Source organism: Mesobacillus persicus (genome assembly GCF_900109925.1).
Classification (GTDB): Bacteria; Bacillota; Bacilli; order Bacillales; family Cytobacillaceae; genus Mesobacillus_B; species Mesobacillus_B persicus.
In genome coordinates, this window is sequence record NZ_FOBW01000013.1 from 66,282 (window position 1) to 87,409 (window position 21,128).

Annotated in this window: 16 protein-coding genes; 10 read left to right on the forward strand and 6 right to left on the reverse strand. The window is 39.7% G+C overall.

The genetic code is table 11. The features are described from left to right. Window positions 1–219: 219 nt before the first annotated feature. Window positions 220–1,392 (forward strand): TraB/GumN family protein, encoded by a 1,173-nt coding sequence (locus tag BMX30_RS16930; RefSeq protein ID WP_090748463.1) that lies wholly within the window; start codon window positions 220–222, stop codon window positions 1,390–1,392. A gap of 247 nt (window positions 1,393–1,639) precedes the next feature. Here BMX30_RS16930 and BMX30_RS16935 read toward each other — a convergent pair whose 3' ends face one another. Continuing rightward, a complete protein-coding gene (locus tag BMX30_RS16935) occupies window positions 1,640–3,004 on the reverse strand; it encodes a sodium/glutamate symporter family protein (protein WP_090748466.1) in 1,365 nt (454 codons plus the stop codon). 15 nt (window positions 3,005–3,019) lie between these two features. Continuing rightward, a complete protein-coding gene (locus BMX30_RS16940; protein WP_090748469.1) occupies window positions 3,020–4,198 on the reverse strand; it encodes a lysophospholipid acyltransferase family protein in 1,179 nt (392 codons plus the stop codon). 217 nt (window positions 4,199–4,415) lie between these two features. Here BMX30_RS16940 and BMX30_RS16945 point away from each other — a divergent pair, with 217 nt between their 5' ends. After that, a complete protein-coding gene (locus BMX30_RS16945; RefSeq protein ID WP_090748472.1) occupies window positions 4,416–5,747 on the forward strand; it encodes a hypothetical protein in 1,332 nt (443 codons plus the stop codon). 36 nt (window positions 5,748–5,783) lie between these two features. Here BMX30_RS16945 and BMX30_RS16950 read toward each other — a convergent pair whose 3' ends face one another. Then, window positions 5,784–6,950 (reverse strand): MFS transporter, encoded by a 1,167-nt coding sequence (locus BMX30_RS16950; protein ID WP_090748475.1) that lies wholly within the window; start codon window positions 6,948–6,950, stop codon window positions 5,784–5,786. 503 nt (window positions 6,951–7,453) lie between these two features. Between BMX30_RS16950 and BMX30_RS16955 the strand changes: the two genes are divergently transcribed. Continuing rightward, window positions 7,454–8,176: a Crp/Fnr family transcriptional regulator gene (locus BMX30_RS16955; protein WP_090748477.1), complete on the forward strand. Its 723-nt coding sequence runs from the start codon at window positions 7,454–7,456 to the stop codon at window positions 8,174–8,176. A 100-nt stretch (window positions 8,177–8,276) separates the two neighbouring features. Here the strand turns inward: BMX30_RS16955 and BMX30_RS16960 are convergent, their stop codons facing one another. Continuing rightward, window positions 8,277–9,008, reverse strand: a complete 732-nt coding sequence (locus BMX30_RS16960) for a DUF4230 domain-containing protein (protein ID WP_090748480.1) — start codon at window positions 9,006–9,008, stop codon at window positions 8,277–8,279. A gap of 509 nt (window positions 9,009–9,517) precedes the next feature. On the opposite strand from BMX30_RS16960, the gene BMX30_RS16965 reads away from it, so the two are divergent. From BMX30_RS16965 to BMX30_RS16975, 3 genes are all read left to right on the forward strand, one after another. After that, window positions 9,518–10,708, forward strand: a complete 1,191-nt coding sequence (locus tag BMX30_RS16965) for a ParM/StbA family protein (protein WP_090748483.1) — start codon at window positions 9,518–9,520, stop codon at window positions 10,706–10,708. 15 nt (window positions 10,709–10,723) lie between these two features. Next, on the forward strand, window positions 10,724–11,314 hold the full coding sequence (locus BMX30_RS16970; RefSeq protein WP_090748486.1) for a hypothetical protein: 591 nt from the start codon (window positions 10,724–10,726) through the stop codon (window positions 11,312–11,314). Between the two features lie 567 nt (window positions 11,315–11,881). Then, on the forward strand, window positions 11,882–13,072 hold the full coding sequence (locus tag BMX30_RS16975; RefSeq protein WP_090748489.1) for a class I SAM-dependent rRNA methyltransferase: 1,191 nt from the start codon (window positions 11,882–11,884) through the stop codon (window positions 13,070–13,072). A 54-nt stretch (window positions 13,073–13,126) separates the two neighbouring features. Here BMX30_RS16975 and gdhA read toward each other — a convergent pair whose 3' ends face one another. Continuing rightward, a complete protein-coding gene (gene gdhA, locus BMX30_RS16980; RefSeq protein ID WP_090748627.1) occupies window positions 13,127–14,506 on the reverse strand; it encodes an NADP-specific glutamate dehydrogenase in 1,380 nt (459 codons plus the stop codon). A 169-nt stretch (window positions 14,507–14,675) separates the two neighbouring features. Between gdhA and gltC the strand changes: the two genes are divergently transcribed. Further along, on the forward strand, window positions 14,676–15,590 hold the full coding sequence (gene gltC, locus BMX30_RS16985; RefSeq protein ID WP_090748492.1) for a glutamate biosynthesis transcriptional regulator GltC: 915 nt from the start codon (window positions 14,676–14,678) through the stop codon (window positions 15,588–15,590). A gap of 50 nt (window positions 15,591–15,640) precedes the next feature. Here the strand turns inward: gltC and BMX30_RS16990 are convergent, their stop codons facing one another. Continuing rightward, window positions 15,641–16,651, reverse strand: coding sequence for a DUF1646 family protein (locus tag BMX30_RS16990; RefSeq protein WP_090748495.1), 1,011 nt, complete (start codon window positions 16,649–16,651; stop codon window positions 15,641–15,643). Window positions 16,652–17,354: 703 nt separating this feature from the next. Between BMX30_RS16990 and BMX30_RS16995 the strand changes: the two genes are divergently transcribed. The 3 genes from BMX30_RS16995 to BMX30_RS17005 are packed head-to-tail and all read left to right on the forward strand — an operon-like array spanning window position 17,355 to window position 21,118. Continuing rightward, a complete protein-coding gene (locus tag BMX30_RS16995; protein WP_090748498.1) occupies window positions 17,355–18,047 on the forward strand; it encodes a response regulator transcription factor in 693 nt (230 codons plus the stop codon). Next, window positions 18,025–20,241 (forward strand): sensor histidine kinase, encoded by a 2,217-nt coding sequence (locus tag BMX30_RS17000; protein ID WP_090748501.1) that lies wholly within the window; start codon window positions 18,025–18,027, stop codon window positions 20,239–20,241. Before BMX30_RS16995 ends, BMX30_RS17000 begins: the two co-directional genes overlap by 23 nt. A gap of 46 nt (window positions 20,242–20,287) precedes the next feature. Further along, window positions 20,288–21,118 carry an undecaprenyl-diphosphate phosphatase gene (locus tag BMX30_RS17005; RefSeq protein ID WP_170843921.1) on the forward strand — a complete coding sequence of 277 codons (831 nt, stop codon included), beginning with the start codon at window positions 20,288–20,290 and terminating at the stop codon, window positions 21,116–21,118. Window positions 21,119–21,128: the final 10 nt, after the last annotated feature.

The window sequence follows — 21,128 nt, forward strand, 5'->3', positions numbered from 1 at the left end:
TAATGCACCAACGCTTTAAAGTATTGGTATACATATTAGCCTAATATTTTAATATTGTCAATAATCAATATATTTATTAAGCGCCAGATTCCAAAATCTTCGCCCGTAAAATAATTTTTCTTTTCAGGTATTTTAGATTATCATTGTATAATGGAAGGTATCTATAAATTTTATAGAATCATGATAATAATCTGATGAATGATAAAAGGAAGGTAGATTATGCCTGAGGAACATGGAAATATTACACGAATTCACCTAGATGGAAAAGAATATATTTTAATTGGCACCGCTCATATTTCAAAAAGAAGTGCAGAGCTAGTAAAGGAAGTCATTGATGCTGAGAAGCCAGACTCAGTTTGTGTAGAGCTAGATGAACAAAGATACAATTCGATTATGGAAGGCAATAAGTGGAAAGAGATGGATATTTTCAAGGTGATTAAGGAAAGGAAAGCATCTTTGCTGTTAATGAACCTTGCAATTTCTTCTTTTCAAAAACGAATGGCAAAGGAGTTAGGCGTAAGCGCTGGTCAGGAAATGATTCAAGGAATTGAGTCTGCTAAAGAGAATGGTGCCAAGCTCATCCTTGCTGACCGTAATATTCAGGTGACCTTCTCCCGGATCTGGGGCAATCTTGGTCTAAAGGGAAAAGCGATGCTGCTTAGCCAAATCATATATAGTATTTTTAATAAAGAAAGCATATCTGAAGAAGAGTTAGAGAAGATGAAATCACAAGATATGTTGGACTCCATGCTACAGGAATTTACGGAAAGCTTTCCTAGGCTAAAAACACCGTTAATTGATGAGCGTGATCAATATTTAGCGCATAAAATTAAGAAAGCGCCAGGGGAAAAGATTGTCGCTGTTCTAGGTGCAGCGCATGTTCCTGGTATCAAAGAGGAAATTAAAAAAGACCATGATTTAGCACAGTTAACAAAGCTTCCACCTAAATCTAAGGCTCCTAAAATTATTGGTTGGTCGATCCCGATTGCGATTCTTTTAATTATTGCCTATACCTTTATTGCCAACCCATCAGCGGGAACTCAACAAGCAATTAGCTGGTTAATCTGGAATGGCTCTCTGTCAGCCATTGGCACTGCGCTAGCCTTTGGACATCCACTGGCGATTTTAACAGCCTTTATAGCGGCTCCAATTACGTCTCTGAACCCTCTGCTCGCAGCAGGCTGGTTTGCTGGATTTGTACAAGCCTATATGCGCCGACCGAACGTAAGGGACTTTGAGACCCTTACAGACGACGTATTTAGCGTTAAGGGATTCTGGCATAACAAAGTCACGAGGGTGCTACTAGTGGTGGTTCTAGCAAACCTAGGAAGCTCACTAGGGACATTTATCGGTGGAGCGGACGTAATCCGCTTATTTATTCAAAACTTATAGAAAAAAGCATATCCACAAGATGGATATGCTTTTTTTACTGACTATGTTTAGGCCCACTGTTGATTGGAGCGGAAGGCGCTTGACTCCTGCGGGAGCAGCGGAACAGGTGAGACCCCACAGGCGCCAAAGCGCCGAGGAGGCTCAGCGCCCGCCCCGCGGAAAGCAAGCGCCTGGAGCGGAAATCAACAGACTGAGTTAAGCCGGAAAAACAGATAAGAGGTACATGGACAGCTTTTTTTTATACTCATTAATCTGTACTTTTTCTTGTCCGATAAAGCAACAAAAAAAGCAGTAACAAAAAGTAAACCAATAGGATTAGAAACGTATAGATATACATAACCGGCTGATTCTGAATATAGCCAACAACGGGTATATTTAAAATCAGCAAAAGGACAAATCCAAACAGGATTGCGGAGGCGCTGCCCATTACTAAATTTTCAGTGGTGTTCGATTGGAACTTTGGGTCAACCGCCTTCACAAGCGCTAGCCCTGTAGAGATGGTCCCTGTTAGCATTCCGTAGAAACCTAGTATGTTCGTCATCTGATCATCAGGGAAAACGCGCGGAACAATCCAGAGTAAAAAGGCGATGGTAACAATGCCACCAGCTGTAGTTAACGTCAATATAGGGATTAGGTATTCGCCCAACGCGTAAATTGAAATTGCAGAAATGGAAGCAGCAATCATATAGTCGAAAGAAAACCCAGAAATACGTTGTAATAAATAATTATTTGGTGAGTGCTCTAATTTAAAGCCAGCATCTCGCCATTTATTTAAAAGTAGTCTAAACACCATTGCATACATACTTCCGATTAAGAAATGAAAGCCAATTAAAAGCTGTGCCAAGGTCGCACCATATGTCCCTAGGGGGGTTAGCACCGTTTCTAGCCCGTAGAGGGTAATATAAGTAACCAGATAAATCGTCCCAATTAGAGCGATTTGATAAGTAAGTTTATCAATTGCATCACTCAAAGGAATTTCATCAGGTTCCATTTTTTCTAACAAAGGTTGGTTCTCTTTTATATTAGCGGTTAATTGCTGATATCTTTTATTTTTAACTAAGAAATTCATTAAAATAATGCCAACAACCGTAGCCCAGATGAACCCGACTCCAGCGATGGTTAGCCCAAGATTTCCTCCGCCTTCAAGACCAAGCTTTTCCCACTGAGTACCAATCGAGTAAGCCTGTCCAGGGCCTTGGCCGAATCCTAGAGGAAGCAACAGGCCGACACCAGGAAATATATTTAGAAAAAGCGTGGCCCCTAGTAGCAAAAGGAGACCAAATCCAACCAAACCCTGAATCAAGTAGGTCGAAACAATCAACATCCCGGAGTTAATAATTCCAGGGCTGGTATGAACGTCACGTTCCTTCAAAGATAAGGCGATAAAGCCAATTCCCATTAAGTGATAAACAAGGTTACCTAATAGGTCGGCATCAAAGAGAATCCAACCAAGTAATTCGGAACCCATGATTAACCCAAGGAACCCAGCTACCATTGAGGTGGGAATAATTAGCCTTCTTAAAAAAGGGATTCTAGCTTTTAAAATGGCTGCAATAACCATTAGCAAGGATAAAAGGGAAAAATCCAGAATAATAGCCCAAGATTCAGTCACTGTTCAAACACCTACTTAATTGAGTTTCTCAAATAATTTAATAGCTTGCAGCCACTTATAGGCTGAAGTTCTCGGTTGGTAGAATTCGATTTGATATTGTTTTTCTTTTATATAAAATTCAAGATGATGGTGGAGGTGAATATTGATGCCTTCAAGTTCGTTAAATAAAAAAGGGTAAATCTGGCCATCATCCGATTCTAGGGCAATCCCATGATTCCTCCAAACGAGATAACCTTGGGCAACAAGGGTAAAGGGTTGCTCAGCCTCAGCAGAAAATAGCTTTACATGGTCTTTTAAAGCTTTTCCCCAGTTAGGCTCCTTTACTATTCCTTCTAATACTCCAAGCTGCCAGAGATTCCACTCGTGCGTTGTCGTGATGCTTAATGGATGCATTACTTCCTCGAAGACCCCATAAGGTGTATAGCGGACCGTATAATCACAGTTTTTACAGCGAAACAGGTTATCATCTGATCGAAGTTGGCCTAACTCCTGACAATGAGGACAAATAAATAAAAATCGTTCCAAATAATGAGCAAGATTTTTACCGTAATAGGGAACTTGAGCTTTCTTCTGCCAATTCATTTCATCGTGTGCTAATGCTTCTGTAAGCAGTTTATGGATGGTTTCAGCTGATTCCTTGGATAATTCGCCTTTAGCCCATTTCTTTTGCAGAGAAATAGAGATTAAGCCTTTGCGAGGGTTTACAGCCCATCTAGGGTGGCTAAGGTGTCCGCCGGAAATCGTTGCAATTACAACGGGAATATCAAGCATTTTAATAAGCTTTGCTGTCCCGTAAGTGAGGGGTTCTGTATTTCCGTCCCAATTTCGATTCCCTTCAGGGAAAAGCCCGATGACCCGATGATGTTTTTTCGCCTTTAACACACTACGAATCGTTCGTGTATCACTTTTAAACTTTGTCTTTGGGATTGCCCCTGTGTAGTCTAATAACCTTTTTAACAAGGGGTTACGAAACAGAGAGTCACCGGCAACAAAGGAGATCGGTTCTTTGACAAAGAGATTGATGTAAAGCGGATCCCAGTTGGTGACGTGATTAGCAAGAATGATATATGGAGGTTTTAAATCTACCGTGTCGTTGTGTTCAATGATAATTTTAGAACGACGATTAAGATAGGTCCGAATCATCGTTATGAGAAATTTCATCATGGCTTTTCCAGGCTTTTGTTCGATGCTCATAATCGCCCTCCTATAGTTAAAAAGTACAAGATAGTTCCTTTATTTATAACATAAAAAGTTTCAAAGCTAAGTCATTCTGCTGATTTTTCCTTATAAAGTGTGGGTATAGGTAAAATTGGTATTTTTACTAATAAGGAAAGAAATGGATTGTAAAGTATATCGTTTGGAATTACGATAAAAAGATAAAGGTTCGTTGGATACATGGGGGAGAATGGTCATGAGGAGTTACCTTGTTTTAGGCATGTGTGCTGTATTTATTACTCAATACTTTGCTCAACTACATTGGCTTCAATATTTGGTGGTCATCATGGCATTGCTTGCATTTGCTGGTAGTGCTGGGAGGGCGGATCGCTTCCCACGTCTGTTAGGTGCCATCATGATGACAACGGGAATGGTGATAGAATGGAATAAAGGCACCGGAATTGAAGGAATCAATCAAGGAATATTCTTAATCCTTCCGCTCATCTGTTTGATTACACTGGCCCCATTACTATCAATCCCGCTTAAAATCAGCGGATACTTTGAGTCTGTTTCGATTTTACTACGTAAATTATTAAACCAACCTAAGAAATTATATGCAGGGATTACCGGGACATTATTTTTTTTAACACCGATTTTAAGCTTAGCTTCTGTACGAATCCTTAATGAGTTTATTGAGGATTTAAAGCTGCCTTCAGCAATCTCTGCAAAGGGTTACTTAGTCGGTTTTACGACGGCACTGACGTGGTCGCCTTACTTTGCTTCTGTCTCATTGGTGCTTCATTACTTAAATGTTCCGTTCAGTGAATATATTTTATATGGTCTAGGTTTATCCTTGTTATCCTTAATCGTTGGAAATGTTTTATTTGCCTTTTGGGAAAAGCGTCACCCTCTCAAGATCGAAGCCAATGCCGTCGTTAATTTGGAACGTAAGCACCGGGCGAACTTGATGAAATTAGGTTTCTTTGTTGTTCTGCTTATGAGTACTTGTCTTTTCATAGAGCAACTGACAAATTGGTCAATGATTGTCATTGTTTGTTTGCTTTCTTCTATTATTCCAATCTTTTTTGCCATTAAACCAGCCAATCGTGAAGCAATGCGGCCTCTATTGGTAGACTTCCGGGATCGAACCGTACCGATGATGAACAATGAGATTATGCTATTTATGAGTGCAGGAATGCTGGCATTTGCCTTGCAGGGAACGAGTTTTGCCAATAAAGTGAGTTCCTATTTAGCCGTTCTGGCCAACCAGTCGTTTTTCTTATTTGCCATTGCCGTGATGCTGATTGTCCTGGCAATTACTTATATTGGAATTCACCAGATTGCTGCCATTGGAGCGTTAGCGATGCAGTTGAATGCAGCAGAGTTGGGGATGACCGATATTGGCTTGGCGATGCTCTTATTATTGACCTGGGTCGTTTCAACCGCATTAAGTCCCTTTTCCGGGTTAAATCTGATGATTAGCCGGTTTTCTGGGATATCCGGATTTCGCTTAGGACTAAGTACGAATGGGTTACATTTATCGATAGTAGCGATTATTGGAATTGCGATTATTTCTTTCATAGCATGAAAAAGGGTAGCAGAAACTGCTACCCTTTCATTAATTCTAAAACTGTAGTTTTCTCATCCGCACCCTGTAAATCTGATAGAACATTAACGCAATAATAGATAAAAACATTCCAGATAGATAAGGTAATCCGATTGTGATTGAGAAGAGCAATCCCCCAAGTGGTGGACCAATAATTCTTCCAAGGGAATCGAAAGAAGATAAAAGCCCTGTTACACTCCCATGTCCCGCGGACGATGTTTTCGTTAATAACGAAGATACACCAGGGCGAATGAAGCCATTTCCAATCCCAAAAATCGTTAAAAATAGAGCAGCTGTAAAGAAGTTCTCTGTAAATAGAATCAGACTAAACCCAATGGCTGAAATCACAATCCCAAGCTGTATAACAAAGCCTTCTCCAAACCTCTTCGTTAGTTTTCCTACCAAGCCCCCTTGAACAAAGGCCTGAGCTAATCCCATAATCATGAAAATATAGCCAAGCTGCACGGCTTCTAGTCCCGCAGTTGCCGCTGCAAAATAGGCGTATGTAGCTTCTAATCCTGCAAGCGACAGGGACACAAACAGTTGCAGGATAAATAGAATGGAGTTTGGCCCCTTTAATGCTTCGATTAAGGATGGCTTTTTTCCTGTTTCCTGAACTTTCCTTTGTTCTGGCGTTAAGGATTCTTTTAAAACCACCATCACAAAGAAAAACGTTAGCAAAGAAGAGGCTGCAGCAAGATAAAAAGGAAGATTTAAACTCTGCTCTGAGAAAACCCCTCCAATAGCTGGTCCAAAGATAAAGCCAAGTCCTGTGGCTGCCCCAATGATTCCCATTCCTTTCCCCCGGTCCTCAGGGGAGGTAATGTCTGCTACATAGGCCATGACTGTCGGCATATTTGCGGAGGAAAGAATTCCACCAACGATTCTAGCCGCAAAGAGCATCCATAATTCTGTAGACCAAGCCATCATTAAGAAAGATAAGGAAAGACCTAAAATTCCAATCATAATGACAGGTTTTCGACCAATTTTATCCGAAATCCTACCCCAAACAGGTGCAAAAAGAAGTTGCATGAACGAATAAACAGCCATTAATAATCCCAATTGTGTCGGTGATGCACCAATTTCCTCAGCATAAAAGGGCAAGACCGGGATAATGATGCCAAACCCAACCATCACAAGGAACATAACCGCAAATAGGATAGGTAATGCCTTATTTGTTTTCATATGTAAGTTCACTCCAGTTTTTCTAAAACATGTCTATTAAATGATTAACTTTATGAGTTTCATTATACACAACTAAGATGAGGAATACCGAGCAATATCTTGAAAAACTCATTCGGTTGTTTTGGTTTTTTTTTATCAGATGTTCTTATTTGCTAGATGTATGCTGTAGATAGAACGCATTTTGAGGAAGTGATGGATAGTTATTATCTAGTATACCTTTTTTGGTGGACGAAAGAGGCAGGGGGGGGAGGTAATGTTGGGGTTGTCACAGGATGGTCACGATTTTTTCCATAACTCCTGAGAATCGATCGATAACTTTCAATAATCGATGCAAACCTGCTAAAAATTAATGCATAAACTCCGAGAATCGAACAATATTCTACAAACCCCTGATTGTGTTACCTATTAAGGTGATATAGGTCACTCCAACGACCCTTGTAGCATGCTATATTTTGGTTAATGGTGACATTTTTAAAAAATATATCTTTTATTAGGTGATAAAAATGAAAGAGCATAGCTGTACACGGTGTGACCAATATAGTGATAGTGGACCATGTCCCCGGAAAGTACCTATATTTATCTCTTTATCTGATAAAGAAATCTTAAAAATAACAAGAATGGTTAGCCAGAAGCAGTTTAAAAAAGGTCAAGCACTCATTCATGAAGGGGAAAAATCGGATAAACTCTTCATCATAAATAAGGGCCAAGTAAAACGCTCTAAATTTACTGTGAATGGGAAAGAGCAGATCCTTGATATCATGACTTGTGGGGACTTCTTTGGCGAAATGAACCTCTTTAATACTGAAGAGGTAAATAATTTTACAGCATATGCGATTGATGATACAGAGATTTGTGTTTTAACAAAGGATGATATCGACGTTATTATGTCCGCACATCCGGATATTGCGATAAAGTTATTAAAGGAAGTAACTAGAAGATTAGCACATACAGAAAACTTAGCACAAAGCCTCGCAACAAAGGATCCAGAGGTTCGGATTGCACAAATGATTGTGGAGTATTGTGATAAATTCGGTACTGAGGTGAAAGAAGGGATCCTGATTTCACTACCGATTACTCGCGAGGAAATTGCTAGTTATGTAGGTGTTACGAGAGAAACGATTAGCCGCAAGCTAGGTAAATTCGAAGATTTAGGCCTAATCTCGTTAGTAGGGAATAAGAAAATATTAGTTAAAGATGAGCGTTCGTTAATTGAATATATAGAGTGAAAGGAAAAAGACAAGTGGTCCCCAGGTGAATCGGGTTCTACTTGTCTTTTTTTAGGGCTCTTTTCTACAACAATCTTTACGAAAACAGCCTTTTTAATTTCTACTCAAACTCTATCTGAGAGCTATAACCTAGCTGCTCGAAAAAGGATTGGAGTACTTGAACCGCACTTTCCTCCGCCTTAGTTAATACTCCTAACTCAATTGCCTCTAGCTCTATTTGTTGTTTGGCTTTAGCTGCAAGGTCAAAGCCCTCATCCCACTGGACTTCACTTCTAAACAAGCCTTCTTCCGAATAGGTTTGAATCTTGTCCATCTGAATGGATGGCTCCTGTACTAACTGGGCACGGGGAATCGTCAGTGAGATTTCCTTGGTCTCTTCATTCACAGTCATGTTCTCAACTGAAACTAGTTGTAAATCAACTCCAGCTAATACTGTAGCGGGAACTATCAACAGCAAGGTGCGTTTTGTCCCTGGTAAATTAACAGAGATATCCTTGTTAAATAATTTATTATCTTCCTCTTTAAGAACTGTTGTGACATACGCCTCGGCAGTTGCGAGCGTGGCTAGATCCTGTACGCTTTCTACCATACTGAAAGTTTCAGATTTATAGCTGGTGCCTGCAAATAATTTTGTGTAAGTAAATAAACCTAAGCTGCTTATAAGCAAAAGAATCGTGACAATGCTTAGGATACGAAGGGTCAATTTAAACTTTAAGAATGGGAAAAGGGTAGGGCGCCTTCTAGTATTCTCTAAAGCTATTGTTGCAGCTGTTTCATGAAGACCTGAGTGAACTTCATGTGTGGTTCTCTTAGACTCGTTTTTCTTTCTCATGTTGGTCCCCCCTATAAAACGACTAATATAGACATCATATCAAAAATTTCGATAAAAATACCCATCTAATTTAAAGAGGGCAGGGGGCTTTAAGTTATACGACTGTTCCTTAAAGGATCAATATAGCTTGATAAGGTAACCAATTAGCTTGTCTAGTTCTCTTTTATTCTGGTTTGCTCCAACTATATGGAGCAGAGGTGTGTCTACCTTTCGTAGGTAGGGGAGGGGACTTTAGAGAGATAAAATGGAAGTAAGTGGGTATAAAACCAATGTGTACATATATGTATACATGTACACAAAATGTAATCTTTATGTTTACAATAGTGTTTACAAGTATACAAACGTGTACACATGTTGATTTATAGGGATGTGTACACGTTTGTATACTTGTGTACGTTTTTGTTTGTTTTGTATACAAAAATGAATACAACTAAAGTAGGATTGACCAATTGGGTATCTTACTATAATCTGTAAATAATAGAATTATTTTTATTGAGAGGATTGATAGAATGAGTATTAGTAGAATTTGTGCTGTTGACGTTGGAAATGATGCTGTGAAAGCAGTCTTTGGAAAATTAGACTATGAGCTTTACATACCGAATGTGATTGCAAGGGATACCGCAGATCGTCCTGTCATTGGAATTGAAGATTTAAATGAAAAGAATCCAATCGATGGAATTCATATTAGAGTACACTCCCCTGCCCTAATGGATAATAATGCGATTTATCGTGTGGGTGACTTGGCTACGAAAAGTGATAATGCTAGTGAACTAGATCCAGGAAGCAGCAAGTCTGAAGAAGACCAAACACTTGTTATGCTCTTTGCTTCGTTAGCATTAGATGCTGTTAGAGAAGAAAATGCTTCTATTTTCAAAAGAAATAATAATGTGGTTGATGCGAACTATACATTAGGAACAGGTCTTCCATTACGTGAAGTAAAAGAAGGAAAAGACGTGGGATATCGCTCACAGCTTCTAGGATCTGTCCACCAAGTAGAGTTCTTAGTTACACCTAAATATCAAGGATTAAAAGTAAATATTAAGTTTGATCAAGTGAAAGTTTACCCGGAGGGCTTTGCTGCGTATATCAATCTAGTAATGGACAATGATTTAAACATCATTAACCGTGATTTAATTGATAAAAATATTTTAATCCAAGATATTGGTGGATTATCTACAGATATCGCTGTGATTAAAAACCGTAATGTAGATGATGATAAAGCACAGGGTTTTAACCTTGGTGTAGCTGAGGCTTTAGAGGCAATCAGAGAAGAAATTAGATCTAAGCATGGAATTGAACTCGACAGCCGTCGTGATGTTGTCGACATCATCACAAGAAAAAATGACCGCAACCATATTATGGTTAGGGGTAGCCGGACAAGTGTACATGATATTACAGATCGTATTTTAGTAGATTTGGCGAAGAAGCAATATCGTCATTTGCGTAATGTTTGGCAGAAAAACTCCCAAACTGAGATCTGCTACTTTGTTGGTGGTGGTTCTATGGTTTTGAAAGAGTACCTTAAGACGCTTAACAATAATCTAGATGGCTACAACATCGAGTTCTTTGAAGATGAGAAGGAAAGCATCTGGATGATGGCTAATGCTTATTATAAATTGATCTCTGACTTTGTACGTAAAACAGAGAAAGCAGCAAGCAAAGTAGCCAAAGAACCTGTAAAACAATCTGCAAATAAGTAAGATTAAGGTGATTTCATGGATAACAAGGGAATAACTGGCATCCAGAGGGGGCAGGCGATTACCTTCCGCCTCCCTTCCGATACCCCTGACCATATCTTAAAGCAGTTTCAGCGGCTTAAGGAAACGGAGAAACGTAACTTTTCTAGTAAAATCGCCGAGTTTGCTATTGAAGGCGTCGGAAATAGCTTTGCTAAAGAAAAAGAGTCCGTTACGATTCCACTTCCGAAGCAATTAACGAAGGAACAACGAAACTGGCTGAAACATTCTCATTCTGAAGCGATGTTGGGAACGATTGTTTATCAGTTGCTCGCCGACCCAGTAAGGGCAGCCGCAATCCTTGCTACCTTGAATAGCAAATCCCTCGACATCAATGAGGCCTTATACCTTCAAGAGGAATTTCAGGAGAATTCAGCTCCTTTTAAACCAGAAGAAGAGCTTGAACAGGTTGTAGCTGAATCTGATACCTTTGAAGACGACCTTATGGACTTTGATTGGGAAACAGCGCTACAAGAGCAAGCGTCATCAAAGGATGAACCCGATGAGAATGAAAATGAAGAAGACGCAGATGACCTCCTCGGCGGGTTTTTGGCGAATATGAATAAGTAGGATTTTTGATTTTTCGTATAGTAAATCGCACCAAAATTGAAAAGCAATCTGGCTAGAAAATTAGGAAAGGGAAAAGCTTGGAGACATTCTCCAAGCTTTTTTCATCCCAAGAAAACACCGGTTAGCGGTTTACAAACCTTCAAGAATTGTCAGCAAATAAACTACAAAAATAAGGGGAGAAATTCCTCTTATTTATGAAATAGCACGAAAAATAGAGTAAATAGAGGGAAGAATTCCCCCTATTTACTTGAAAAACATCAAAATGGACCACTTTCCTTTGCCTTAGCGGGAAAAACTCCCCTTATTTCCCCCGAACCTAGCCCTATTCTGCAGGATAACGGGAAAAGCTCCCCTTATTTATACAATTAATCCCCATAATATATATCATCAATAAAAGGTAGCAGTCTAATTCCGTTGCTAATGGGACTCGTAATTTAGTTTTTGTATTCGAAATCCGAGCCCGTTAATTTTAAAATAGGTGGTCTTTATTGAACAAATGTGGAAGTTGGAGATATCCTTATAAAACGGTATAATGGCAAGTAAAATCTATAAGATTGGACGGAACAAATGGAATATCGTTTAACAGTGAAGTCAAAGTATGCAAATAAGTACAAAAGTGGCTATCCGCTTATTTTTAAGGAAGCAATCGTCAATTTGAAAGATGTGAATGAAGAAGGTTCAATCGTCAAGCTTGTTGATGAACGGATGCAGTTTCTTGCTAAAGGCTATTATGGAAAACAAAATAAAGGCTATGGTTGGGTATTGACTAGAAATGAACAAGAGCAGTTTAATCAGGACTTCTTTAAGCAAAAGCTCCAGGAAGCGATTAAACGGAGACAGCATTTTTACGATCAGCTAGATACAACTGCTTTTCGTGTTTTTAACGGAGAAGGCGATGGCATTGGCGGTGTAACCATTGAATACTTTGCTGGCTATTACTTATTTAATTGGTACAGCGAAGGGATTTATACTTTTAAGGAGTTAATTATTGGTGCTTTAAAAGAATTAGTAGAGTTTAAAGCAATTTATCAGAAAAAGCGTTTTGATACGAAGGGCCAGTACATTGAAGAAGATGACTTTGTTACGGGTGAGCGAGGCGAATTCCCGGTAATTGTTAAGGAAAATGGGGTCAATTATGCTGTTTACCTTAATGAAAGTGCGATGGTGGGTGTCTTCCTGGACCAGAGGGACGTTAGAAGGACGATACGCGACCGATATGCCAACGGGAAGACGGTTCTTAATACCTTCTCTTATACAGGCGCCTTTTCTGTCGCAGCGGCCTTAGGAGGGGCTTCAAAAACGACCAGTGTGGATCTAGCTAACCGTAGCCTTCCGAAGACACAAGAACAGTTTAGCATCAACGGCATTGATGCCGAGGAGCAAGATATTCTTGTCATGGATGTTTTCAAGTACTTCAAATACGCAGTAAAGAAAAACCTAAAGTTTGATATGGTTATTCTTGATCCACCAAGCTTTGCACGATCGAAGAAATTTGTCTTTAGTGCGGAGAAGGATTATAAGGACTTGTTAAAAGAAGCGATTGCGATTACGGAGAAAAACGGTGTCATTGTCGCTTCAACCAACGCTAGCAATTTTGACATGAATAAATTTAAAGGATTTATCAAAACAGCCTTTAAGGAAAGCAATGAACAATATAGCCTCATGGAGGAGTTTTCTTTGCCAGAAGACTTTAGAACCATTAAAGCCTTTCCAGAAGGGGATTATTTGAAGGTTTGTTTTATTCGAAAGCAATCATAATGCATATAAAAAGGGTGGAATCCGAATTGGATATCCACCCTTTTGAATTTGAATTTAAATAACTCCCTGAGCAATCATAGCGTCAGCAACCTTGATAAAGCCAGCGATATTGGCGCCCATCACAAGATTATCTGGTTGGCCAAACTCTTCAGCTGCAACCTTGCTGTTTTGGTAGATATTTTTCATGATGGTCTGTAGCTTTTCATCGACCTCTTCAAAAGTCCAAGACATTCTCATGCTATTCTGTGACATCTCAAGTGCCGATACTGCTACACCACCAGCATTTGCAGCTTTAGCTGGTCCAAACAGTACCTTGTTTTCTAAGAATACATCGATAGCTTCTAGGGTAGATGGCATATTAGCGCCCTCACCAATTGCCTTCACGCCATTTTCAACTAATGTCTTAGCTGCAACTTCGTCAATTTCATTTTGCGTCGCACATGGTAAGGCAATATCACAAGGGATGGACCAGATTCCTGTGCAACCTTCATAATACTCTGCCTCTGGGTGCTCTAGTACATAATCGCTAATGCGTCTTCTTTCAATTTCTTTTAAGCGCTTAACGGTATCAAGTTTGATGCCACTAGGATCATATATATAGCCATTTGAGTCACTACAAGCGATAACCTTTGCACCTAGCTGATAGGCTTTTTCGATCGCATAGATAGAGACGTTTCCGGAACCTGAAACGACGACTGTATGGTCCTTGAAGCCTAATCCTTTGTCAGCAAGCATCTCTTCAACGAAATAAACGGTTCCATAACCTGTTGCTTCAGGGCGTGCTGGACTACCGCCATAAATAGGGGCTTTCCCTGTTAGGATTCCAGCCTCATAGCCGCCGCGGATTTTTTTATACTGACCAAACAAATAACCAATTTCACGTGCACCGACACCGATATCTCCAGCTGGAACATCAGTATCTTGGCCGATGTGGCGATAAAGCTCACTCATAAAGCTTTGCGTAAAACGCATCACTTCTCCGTCTGATTTGCCCTTCGGATCAAAGTCAGAGCCACCTTTACCACCGCCGATTGGTAAGCCTGTTAAAGAGTTTTTAAAGACTTGTTCGAATCCTAAAAACTTAATAATACTGGCATTAACAGAAGGGTGGAAGCGTAGGCCGCCTTTATAAGGTCCGATGGAACTACTAAATTGCACACGAAAACCACGGTTTACTTGTACATTTCCTTGATCATCAACCCAAGGAACTCGGAATGTAATCATACGCTCTGGCTCGGAAATTCTTTCTAAAATATTGTGTTCGATATATTGTGGGTATTTGGCGAAGATTGGGATAAGTGAATCAAAAACCTCTTTTGCTGCTTGGAGAAACTCCTGCTCATGGGGATTCCGCTTTTTTACTGCTTCATATACTTCTTCTACATATTTCTTTGCTGCCTGTAATTCGGATGTTGGGGTATTGTTTACCATCATTGTCATTTTTAGGTTCCTCCCTTGTTTTATGAAAAGTATATATGTGACCTGATAAGGAAAAAATTAGTTTTTAATATGCAGAATTATAAAACTATTTATTGATCTAATCAATATAAATAGTAGATGAAAATGATGCCGATGTGAGATGATTAATAGAGAGGTGAGTAAATTGGAGCTAAGACAAATTGAGTATTTTATTGAAGTAGCAAAGCGGGAGCATGTGACGGAGGCGGCTTTAAATTTACATGTTGCACAGTCAGCAGTGAGTAGACAAATCTTTAACCTTGAATCAGAACTAGGGGTTGAGCTATTCATTAGGGAAGGAAGAAATGTGCGGTTAACTCCAATCGGGAGGAACTTTTTAGAGCATATGGAACAGGTAAAAAAAGTCATTGAAAATGCCAAAGGAGAAATTAGTGACTATCTTGACCCTGAACGCGGGACCATCCGGATAGGGTTTCCAAGTAGTTTGGCTGCATATACACTACCAACAACCATATCTGCCTTTAGGGAACGATATCCGAATGTAAAATTTCAGCTAAATCAAGGTTCCTATCATGAGTTAACTGAAGGTGTGATAAAGGGAGATTTTGACTTGGCCTTAATAGGTCCAGTTCCAAAACACGGAAAAAAAATCACTGGGAAGACCTTATTTACAGAAAAAATTGTAGCCTTGCTGCCAGTAAATCATCCTTTAGCAGAACTCCCCTATATTGAATTAGACCAGCTTCGAAATGATTCATTTATTTTGTTTCCAAAGGGGTTCATTTTGCATGACATGATTGTTGATGCTTGTGAGCAACAGGGTTTTCAACCGACAGTAAGCTTTGTGGGCAAGGACATCGACGCGATTAAGGGTTTGGTTTCTGCAGGCCTTGGAATCGCGCTTATCCCTGAAATCACATTAGTAGATAGCCTTCCACGGCTAACGGTAAAGAAGCGATTGGTTAAGCCTGAAATTAGCCGTACAGTGGGCATTATTATACCAAGTGAGCGAAAGCTTCTTCCAACAGAAGTGGTATTTTATGAATTTATCCAAGAACTGTTTTCGAAGTTAAACCAGTTTCAAAATGACCTTTTTTGATTAGTAATATCAGCTTCAGGATTTTAACAAGAATCCCAAAGAATACAGGGTTAATATAAAATAAATAATATGAGAAAATAGATGGCCATTGTATTTAATCCAAGTGGTACAGCAAACTGGGCCCATTCCTTACTTGTAATATTCAATTTACCGGCTGCAATGATATTTGGGATGTTTCCAGGAATGAGCATTCCACCGCTAATAAGCAGCCCGAGTAAAATTGCTTGAATCGTGTCAGAATCCATTGCTGGGCTAATTTCAGCTGCAGCGAGCGTTGCATTGTCTAAAACGGCTGAAAGCATATTCACCCAATAGAGAATAGTTGGATGTAAATCAAGGATATAGGTTGTGATTAATGGTTCGAAGCCGTTGCCGAGAAAGGTTAGGCCCATGACAAATAAGTAGATTTTAAGGGACCGTAATAGGATTTGGGCGTAGCCCTCCGGCTGTTGATCTAGGTCCAACCCTTTTGCATTTTTACGTGGATTCACAAGAATCATTGTTAAAAATCCAAATACTACAATTGCAAGGACAACCTCTGGACCGATTAGTTTAAATAAGTAAAAGAAATCTTGATTTAATTTTCCAACGGTGATGGTGGATAATGGTTCGCCAATGGGTGTTAACGCTGCCCCGAGACCGATGGAAAAACAAGCAATGATTGTAAGACGTACGCGTGATTGACGATTAAGTGGCAGGACATTCACAATAATCACCAGAATAATTGCCGCAATAATGGCCGTGATCAAACTTGAAACAAGCCCTAAGACCATGACTGTTAACCCAGCAAATATGCGCGGTGACAATGTTCTACTTAATGCTTGAATCGATTTTTCAAGCTGGACATGTAACCATTTTGTGAGCAGACCAGCTACTAAAACGGCAATGGTAATCCTAATGGGATCAATCAGAGCCTTCTTCATTAAATCTTCGCTCATAATTCCACTTACTGTTGCAGCAGCAATCCCCATAACAAATAAAAAAACCTCTAAATTGCGCTCAACCTTTTGCACAGTAAACGGCAAAAATAACACCATGACTAAAATAATTAATAACCCCATTACGCTCCAAATCCTTTACATTAGAATGTATAACCTATCCTATTAAAGACTTGTACAAAAAATCACTCCACGAGGTGAATTTTAATATGAAATAAATGGTTAGTGATTGAGAATACCTTTTGAGATTTGCTTTTTACATATAGCCGCGGTTGGTGCCCTAAGTCGGTTGAAGAAGGGGGAGAAAGGTCACCAACGAGGTGTCTTGGTGCCCTAAGTGGGTTGAAGAAGAGGGAGAAAGGTCACCAATGAGGTGTCTTGTTGCCCTAAGTCGGTTGAAGAAGAGGGAGAAAGGTCACCAATGAGTCGTGTTGATGCCCTAAGTCGGTTGAAGAAGAGGGAGAAAGGTCACCAATGGGTGGTCTTGTTGCCCAAAGTCGGTTGGAAAATAGGTGCAAAGCTCAACATGTACGAACTAAAAGTCAACTGACTCTTAAGAAAGCTGTTTTCTAAAAGATTGTTGTTTTACATAGTCTTTGTGAATGAGAACTTTGGATGAAACCGGTTGATTGGAGCGGAAGGCGCCCGCCCCGCGGAAAGCAAGCGCCTGAAGCGGAAATCAACCTTTCCTTGTTCAATAGCAACAATGTTTATGAAAACAGCCTTTAGCCTCCCCAATCTTAAGAAACTCTTAAGAAAAATGGTCGCCTTTCATTAAGATTTACTGTTTAAAATAAAGACAAGGTTGAGGACAGGAGAGTGGAACATGTCTACATATAAGGTTTTGGTTGTTGATGATGATAAGGAAATTCGAGATGCCATTGAGATTTATCTTAAGAATGAGGGGATCACAGTGATTAAGGCGCAAGATGGTATCGAGGCAATCGAAGTTTTAAATGAACAAACGATTCATTTAATCGTGCTTGACATAATGATGCCTCGGCAAGATGGCATATCGACGGCTTTTAAAATTCGTGAGGAAAAGAATATCCCCATCATCATGCTCAGCGCCAAAAGTGAAGATACCGATAAAATCCTCGGCCTCCAAGTTGGTGCGGATGATTATGTGACCAAGCCCTTTAATCCACTTGAATTAATCGCTCGAGTAAAGTCACAACTAAGGCGGTATGTAACGCTAGGGACGTTTGAAGGGGCCAACAAGCTCATTGATTTAAACGGACTAACCATTGACCCTATTGCCAAGGAAGTCACCGTTAATGGGGACATCGTGAAGCTAACGCCAATTGAGTATCGCATCGTTGAACTATTAATGAAAAACGCCGGCCGTGTGTTTTCTATTGACGAAATCTATGAACGAGTCTGGAAAGAACCTGGCATTAATGCTGAAAACACGGTTGCCGTCCACATTCGTAAAATTCGCGAAAAGATTGAAATCAACCCGAAAAATCCAAGGTATTTAAAGGTGGTATGGGGAATTGGATACAAAATCGAGAAATAAACTTTTAAAACTAGTTGCAGTGGTCTGTCTATTTACAATTGGAATCAGTGGGGTTTTTACAACCGTTAAATCCGGTGGAAAGTATTTTAAAAATTACTATCATACCGATGAGTTTCGTCAGGAATATTATCAGTTTGTCGATCTATTATCCCTTTTTGAATTAAAGAGATTGACAAAGGAAGAAGTAAAAAAGGCGATAACGGTAAGTGCGGAAGAGGTTGAGGAGCACCGGATACGATATGGTGATTTAGCTAGTCAAATAGCCAATATAGAAGAACAGTATCGTTTTAAGATTGAAGACGCAGAAGGTGCAAATGAAGAATTAGCCGATATCTACAGAGCAGAACGCGATGCAAAAATTGCCGACATTACAGAAAACTTCAAGAATGACGACCACGTACGTAAAAAGATTGTGAAAGAGAAGGAAGAACAAGTAGATGAATATTTTCACAATATTAAAGACTATCGTAGTCTGTACAATCAATACAAAGGTTCTTTTAGTTATTATTTGAAAAATACAGAGACAGGAAAAGTGGTTACCAATTTAGCCGGTATAGAGGATAAGCCTGTTGAAGCACTCATTACTAAGCAAAACTCTAATTTTATTCAATATTACCCTAGTAAAGACACTGGTTATCTAACTGGGGAAGAGCACCATGTGTATGGTTACTATAATGATGTCATTTTAGAGGTCTATGGAGGACAGACCTTTGAAGGCGTGATTGCGGTACCAAAGTCAAAGGCAGCAAACAGCGTGGTAAAAGGCTGGTCCAGTGACTATGAAAAAAGGCAAGCTGGGATGATTATCTTTGCTATTGCTAGCCTAGCTGCACTTATACTGAGTTTCTTTTTAAGAAGATGGGCAAGCATGCCAGTACAACTAGAAAGGAAATTGACCCATTATTATGGACGAATTCCAATTGACGTCAGAGCGGTTTTAGCAGGATTAACAGCAATTTTTGTGGTGATTAGTTTCTTTTTAATCAGTGACACGATCCTATACTTTGAAATAGGGGAAACGTTTGTTGTCATAGTATTGGCTACGTTCCTGATGCTTGCCTTACTCTTCCAAGGGAAATGGCTACTAAGAGATTGGGAGAAGGGTGCAGAACCGGATTGGAAAAGGGTAGCTCAACTCCAACAAGAATGGAAGAATAGCTTAATTAGTAGACTGTTTGAACTGTTGAGAGCGTTCTTTTTAAACCGTAGCATTGGTGTGCAAATGCTCATTCTATTAAGTGGCGTCTTTTTATTAGGGGCCTGTACGGTTGTCGTTATGATTCAACCAGCCTTTGTATTGGTCCTTTTCATCCTTGTGATAGTAGGAATATTATCGCTAGTTGTTTTGCTGAAATTTACGGGTTATTTTAATAAAATTGTTGAGAATACTGATGAGTTAGCGGCAGGGAGAATGGGAGCAGACCTACCTATAAAGGGGAAGTCGGTGCTTGGAAGACTTGCGGGAAACATCAATGTCCTCAAGCATGGAGTGAAAAATTCCCAAAATGAACAGGCTAAAAGTGAGCGAATGAAGACAGAACTGATTACAAATGTCAGCCACGACTTGCGTACACCGTTAACGTCGATCATTACCTACAGCGAGCTTTTAAAAACGCCAGATTTAAGTGAGGCTGACCGTGCGGCCTATATTGAAGTGATTGATCGTAAGTCGAAACGGTTGAAGGTATTAATCGATGACTTATTTGAAGCCTCCAAAATGGCCAGTGGTAGCGTCGAGCTCATAAAGGAACGAGTGGATCTAGTTCAGCTTCTTCAACAGGCGTTAGCGGAGCATAATGAAGATATAGATCAGACTACGCTAAAATTTCGCGTGACAAACCCGGAAACACCAGTATACTCAATTGTAGATGGTCAAAAGTTATGGCGTGTCTTTGATAATTTGATTAACAATATTCTAAAGTATTCTTTGGAAAATACGAGAGTTTTTATCGCCTTGCAAAAAGTGGATGATAAAGCGATGATTACGTTTAAAAATATTACGAAGTATGAATTGGCCGAAAGCGTAGATGAGCTGTTCGAGCGGTTTAAGCGGGGGGATGAGTCGAGGCATACAGAGGGCTCTGGATTGGGATTAGCTATTGCTAAATCGATTGTTGACCTTCATGAAGGGAAATTAGATATTGAGGTCGATGGAGATTTATTTAAAGTGACGATTACACTAGATACGGTTTAATAACTTTTGCAGCCAAGAATAATTTTGATCATAAAGAGGTAGAACGATGACAATTGAGATCTTTGATTTAATAAAAGCGATTATTCTTGGTATTGTTGAGGGGCTGACAGAGTTCGCCCCAGTTTCTTCAACTGGGCACATGATTATCGTCGATGATATGTGGCTCCAATCAAAAGAATTCCTTGGGAAATATGCTGCCAACACGTTTAAGGTTGTTATCCAGCTCGGCTCAATTTTGGCCGTTGTCATTATTTTTAGAAATAGATTTATTGAAATGCTAGGCCTAGGGGCGCGAGGAGAAGAAAACTCTAAAGGCCGCTTAAAGCTATCTCAAGTAATTGTCGGGCTCCTACCAGCTGGGATTCTAGGTTTGTTATTTGAGGATTATATCGATGAGCACTTATTTTCTCTTAATACCGTTTTGGTCGGCTTAGTAGTTGGGGCTATTTTTATGATAATCGCAGACCTTTCTCGTAAAAAGGGTCCATCGGTTGAAAGTGTGGATCAAATTAGCTATAAACAAGCGTTTACGGTTGGCCTCATTCAGTGTTTTTCCCTGTGGCCAGGGTTTTCACGGTCAGGTGCAACGATTTCCGGAGGAGTTTTGCTAGGGATGAGCCACCGGGCAGCCGCTGATTTTACCTTTATCATGGCTGTACCAATTATGGCCGGGGCAAGCTTCATCTCATTGGTTAAGAATTGGCAGTATTTTACGATTGATGCCTTGCCGTTCTTTATCACTGGGTTTATTACCGCATTTGTTTTTGCAATGATTTCGATTCGGTTCTTTTTGAAACTAATCAATAGAATAAAACTTATACCGTTTGCGATTTATCGAATTGTACTGGCGCTAGTTATTTATCTTTTATATTTCTAAAAATAAAAAG

Bases quoted from the DNA above. Each gene is read 5' to 3' on its own strand.
- BMX30_RS16930 (WP_090748463.1), top strand. From the start codon at position 220: ATGCCTGAGGAACATGGAAATATTACACGAATTCACCTAGATGGAAAA.
- gdhA (WP_090748627.1), bottom strand. From the start codon at position 14,506: ATGATGGTAAACAATACCCCAACATCCGAATTACAGGCAGCAAAGAAA.
- BMX30_RS16955 (WP_090748477.1), top strand. From the start codon at position 7,454: ATGAAAGAGCATAGCTGTACACGGTGTGACCAATATAGTGATAGTGGA.
- BMX30_RS16960 (WP_090748480.1), bottom strand. From the start codon at position 9,008: ATGAGAAAGAAAAACGAGTCTAAGAGAACCACACATGAAGTTCACTCA.
- BMX30_RS16940 (WP_090748469.1), bottom strand. From the start codon at position 4,198: ATGAGCATCGAACAAAAGCCTGGAAAAGCCATGATGAAATTTCTCATA.
- BMX30_RS16995 (WP_090748498.1), top strand. From the start codon at position 17,355: ATGTCTACATATAAGGTTTTGGTTGTTGATGATGATAAGGAAATTCGA.
- BMX30_RS16975 (WP_090748489.1), top strand. From the start codon at position 11,882: ATGGAATATCGTTTAACAGTGAAGTCAAAGTATGCAAATAAGTACAAA.
- BMX30_RS17005 (WP_170843921.1), top strand. From the start codon at position 20,288: ATGACAATTGAGATCTTTGATTTAATAAAAGCGATTATTCTTGGTATT.
- BMX30_RS16945 (WP_090748472.1), top strand. From the start codon at position 4,416: ATGAGGAGTTACCTTGTTTTAGGCATGTGTGCTGTATTTATTACTCAA.
- BMX30_RS16965 (WP_090748483.1), top strand. From the start codon at position 9,518: ATGAGTATTAGTAGAATTTGTGCTGTTGACGTTGGAAATGATGCTGTG.
- BMX30_RS16990 (WP_090748495.1), bottom strand. From the start codon at position 16,651: ATGGGGTTATTAATTATTTTAGTCATGGTGTTATTTTTGCCGTTTACT.
- BMX30_RS16970 (WP_090748486.1), top strand. From the start codon at position 10,724: ATGGATAACAAGGGAATAACTGGCATCCAGAGGGGGCAGGCGATTACC.
- BMX30_RS16950 (WP_090748475.1), bottom strand. From the start codon at position 6,950: ATGAAAACAAATAAGGCATTACCTATCCTATTTGCGGTTATGTTCCTT.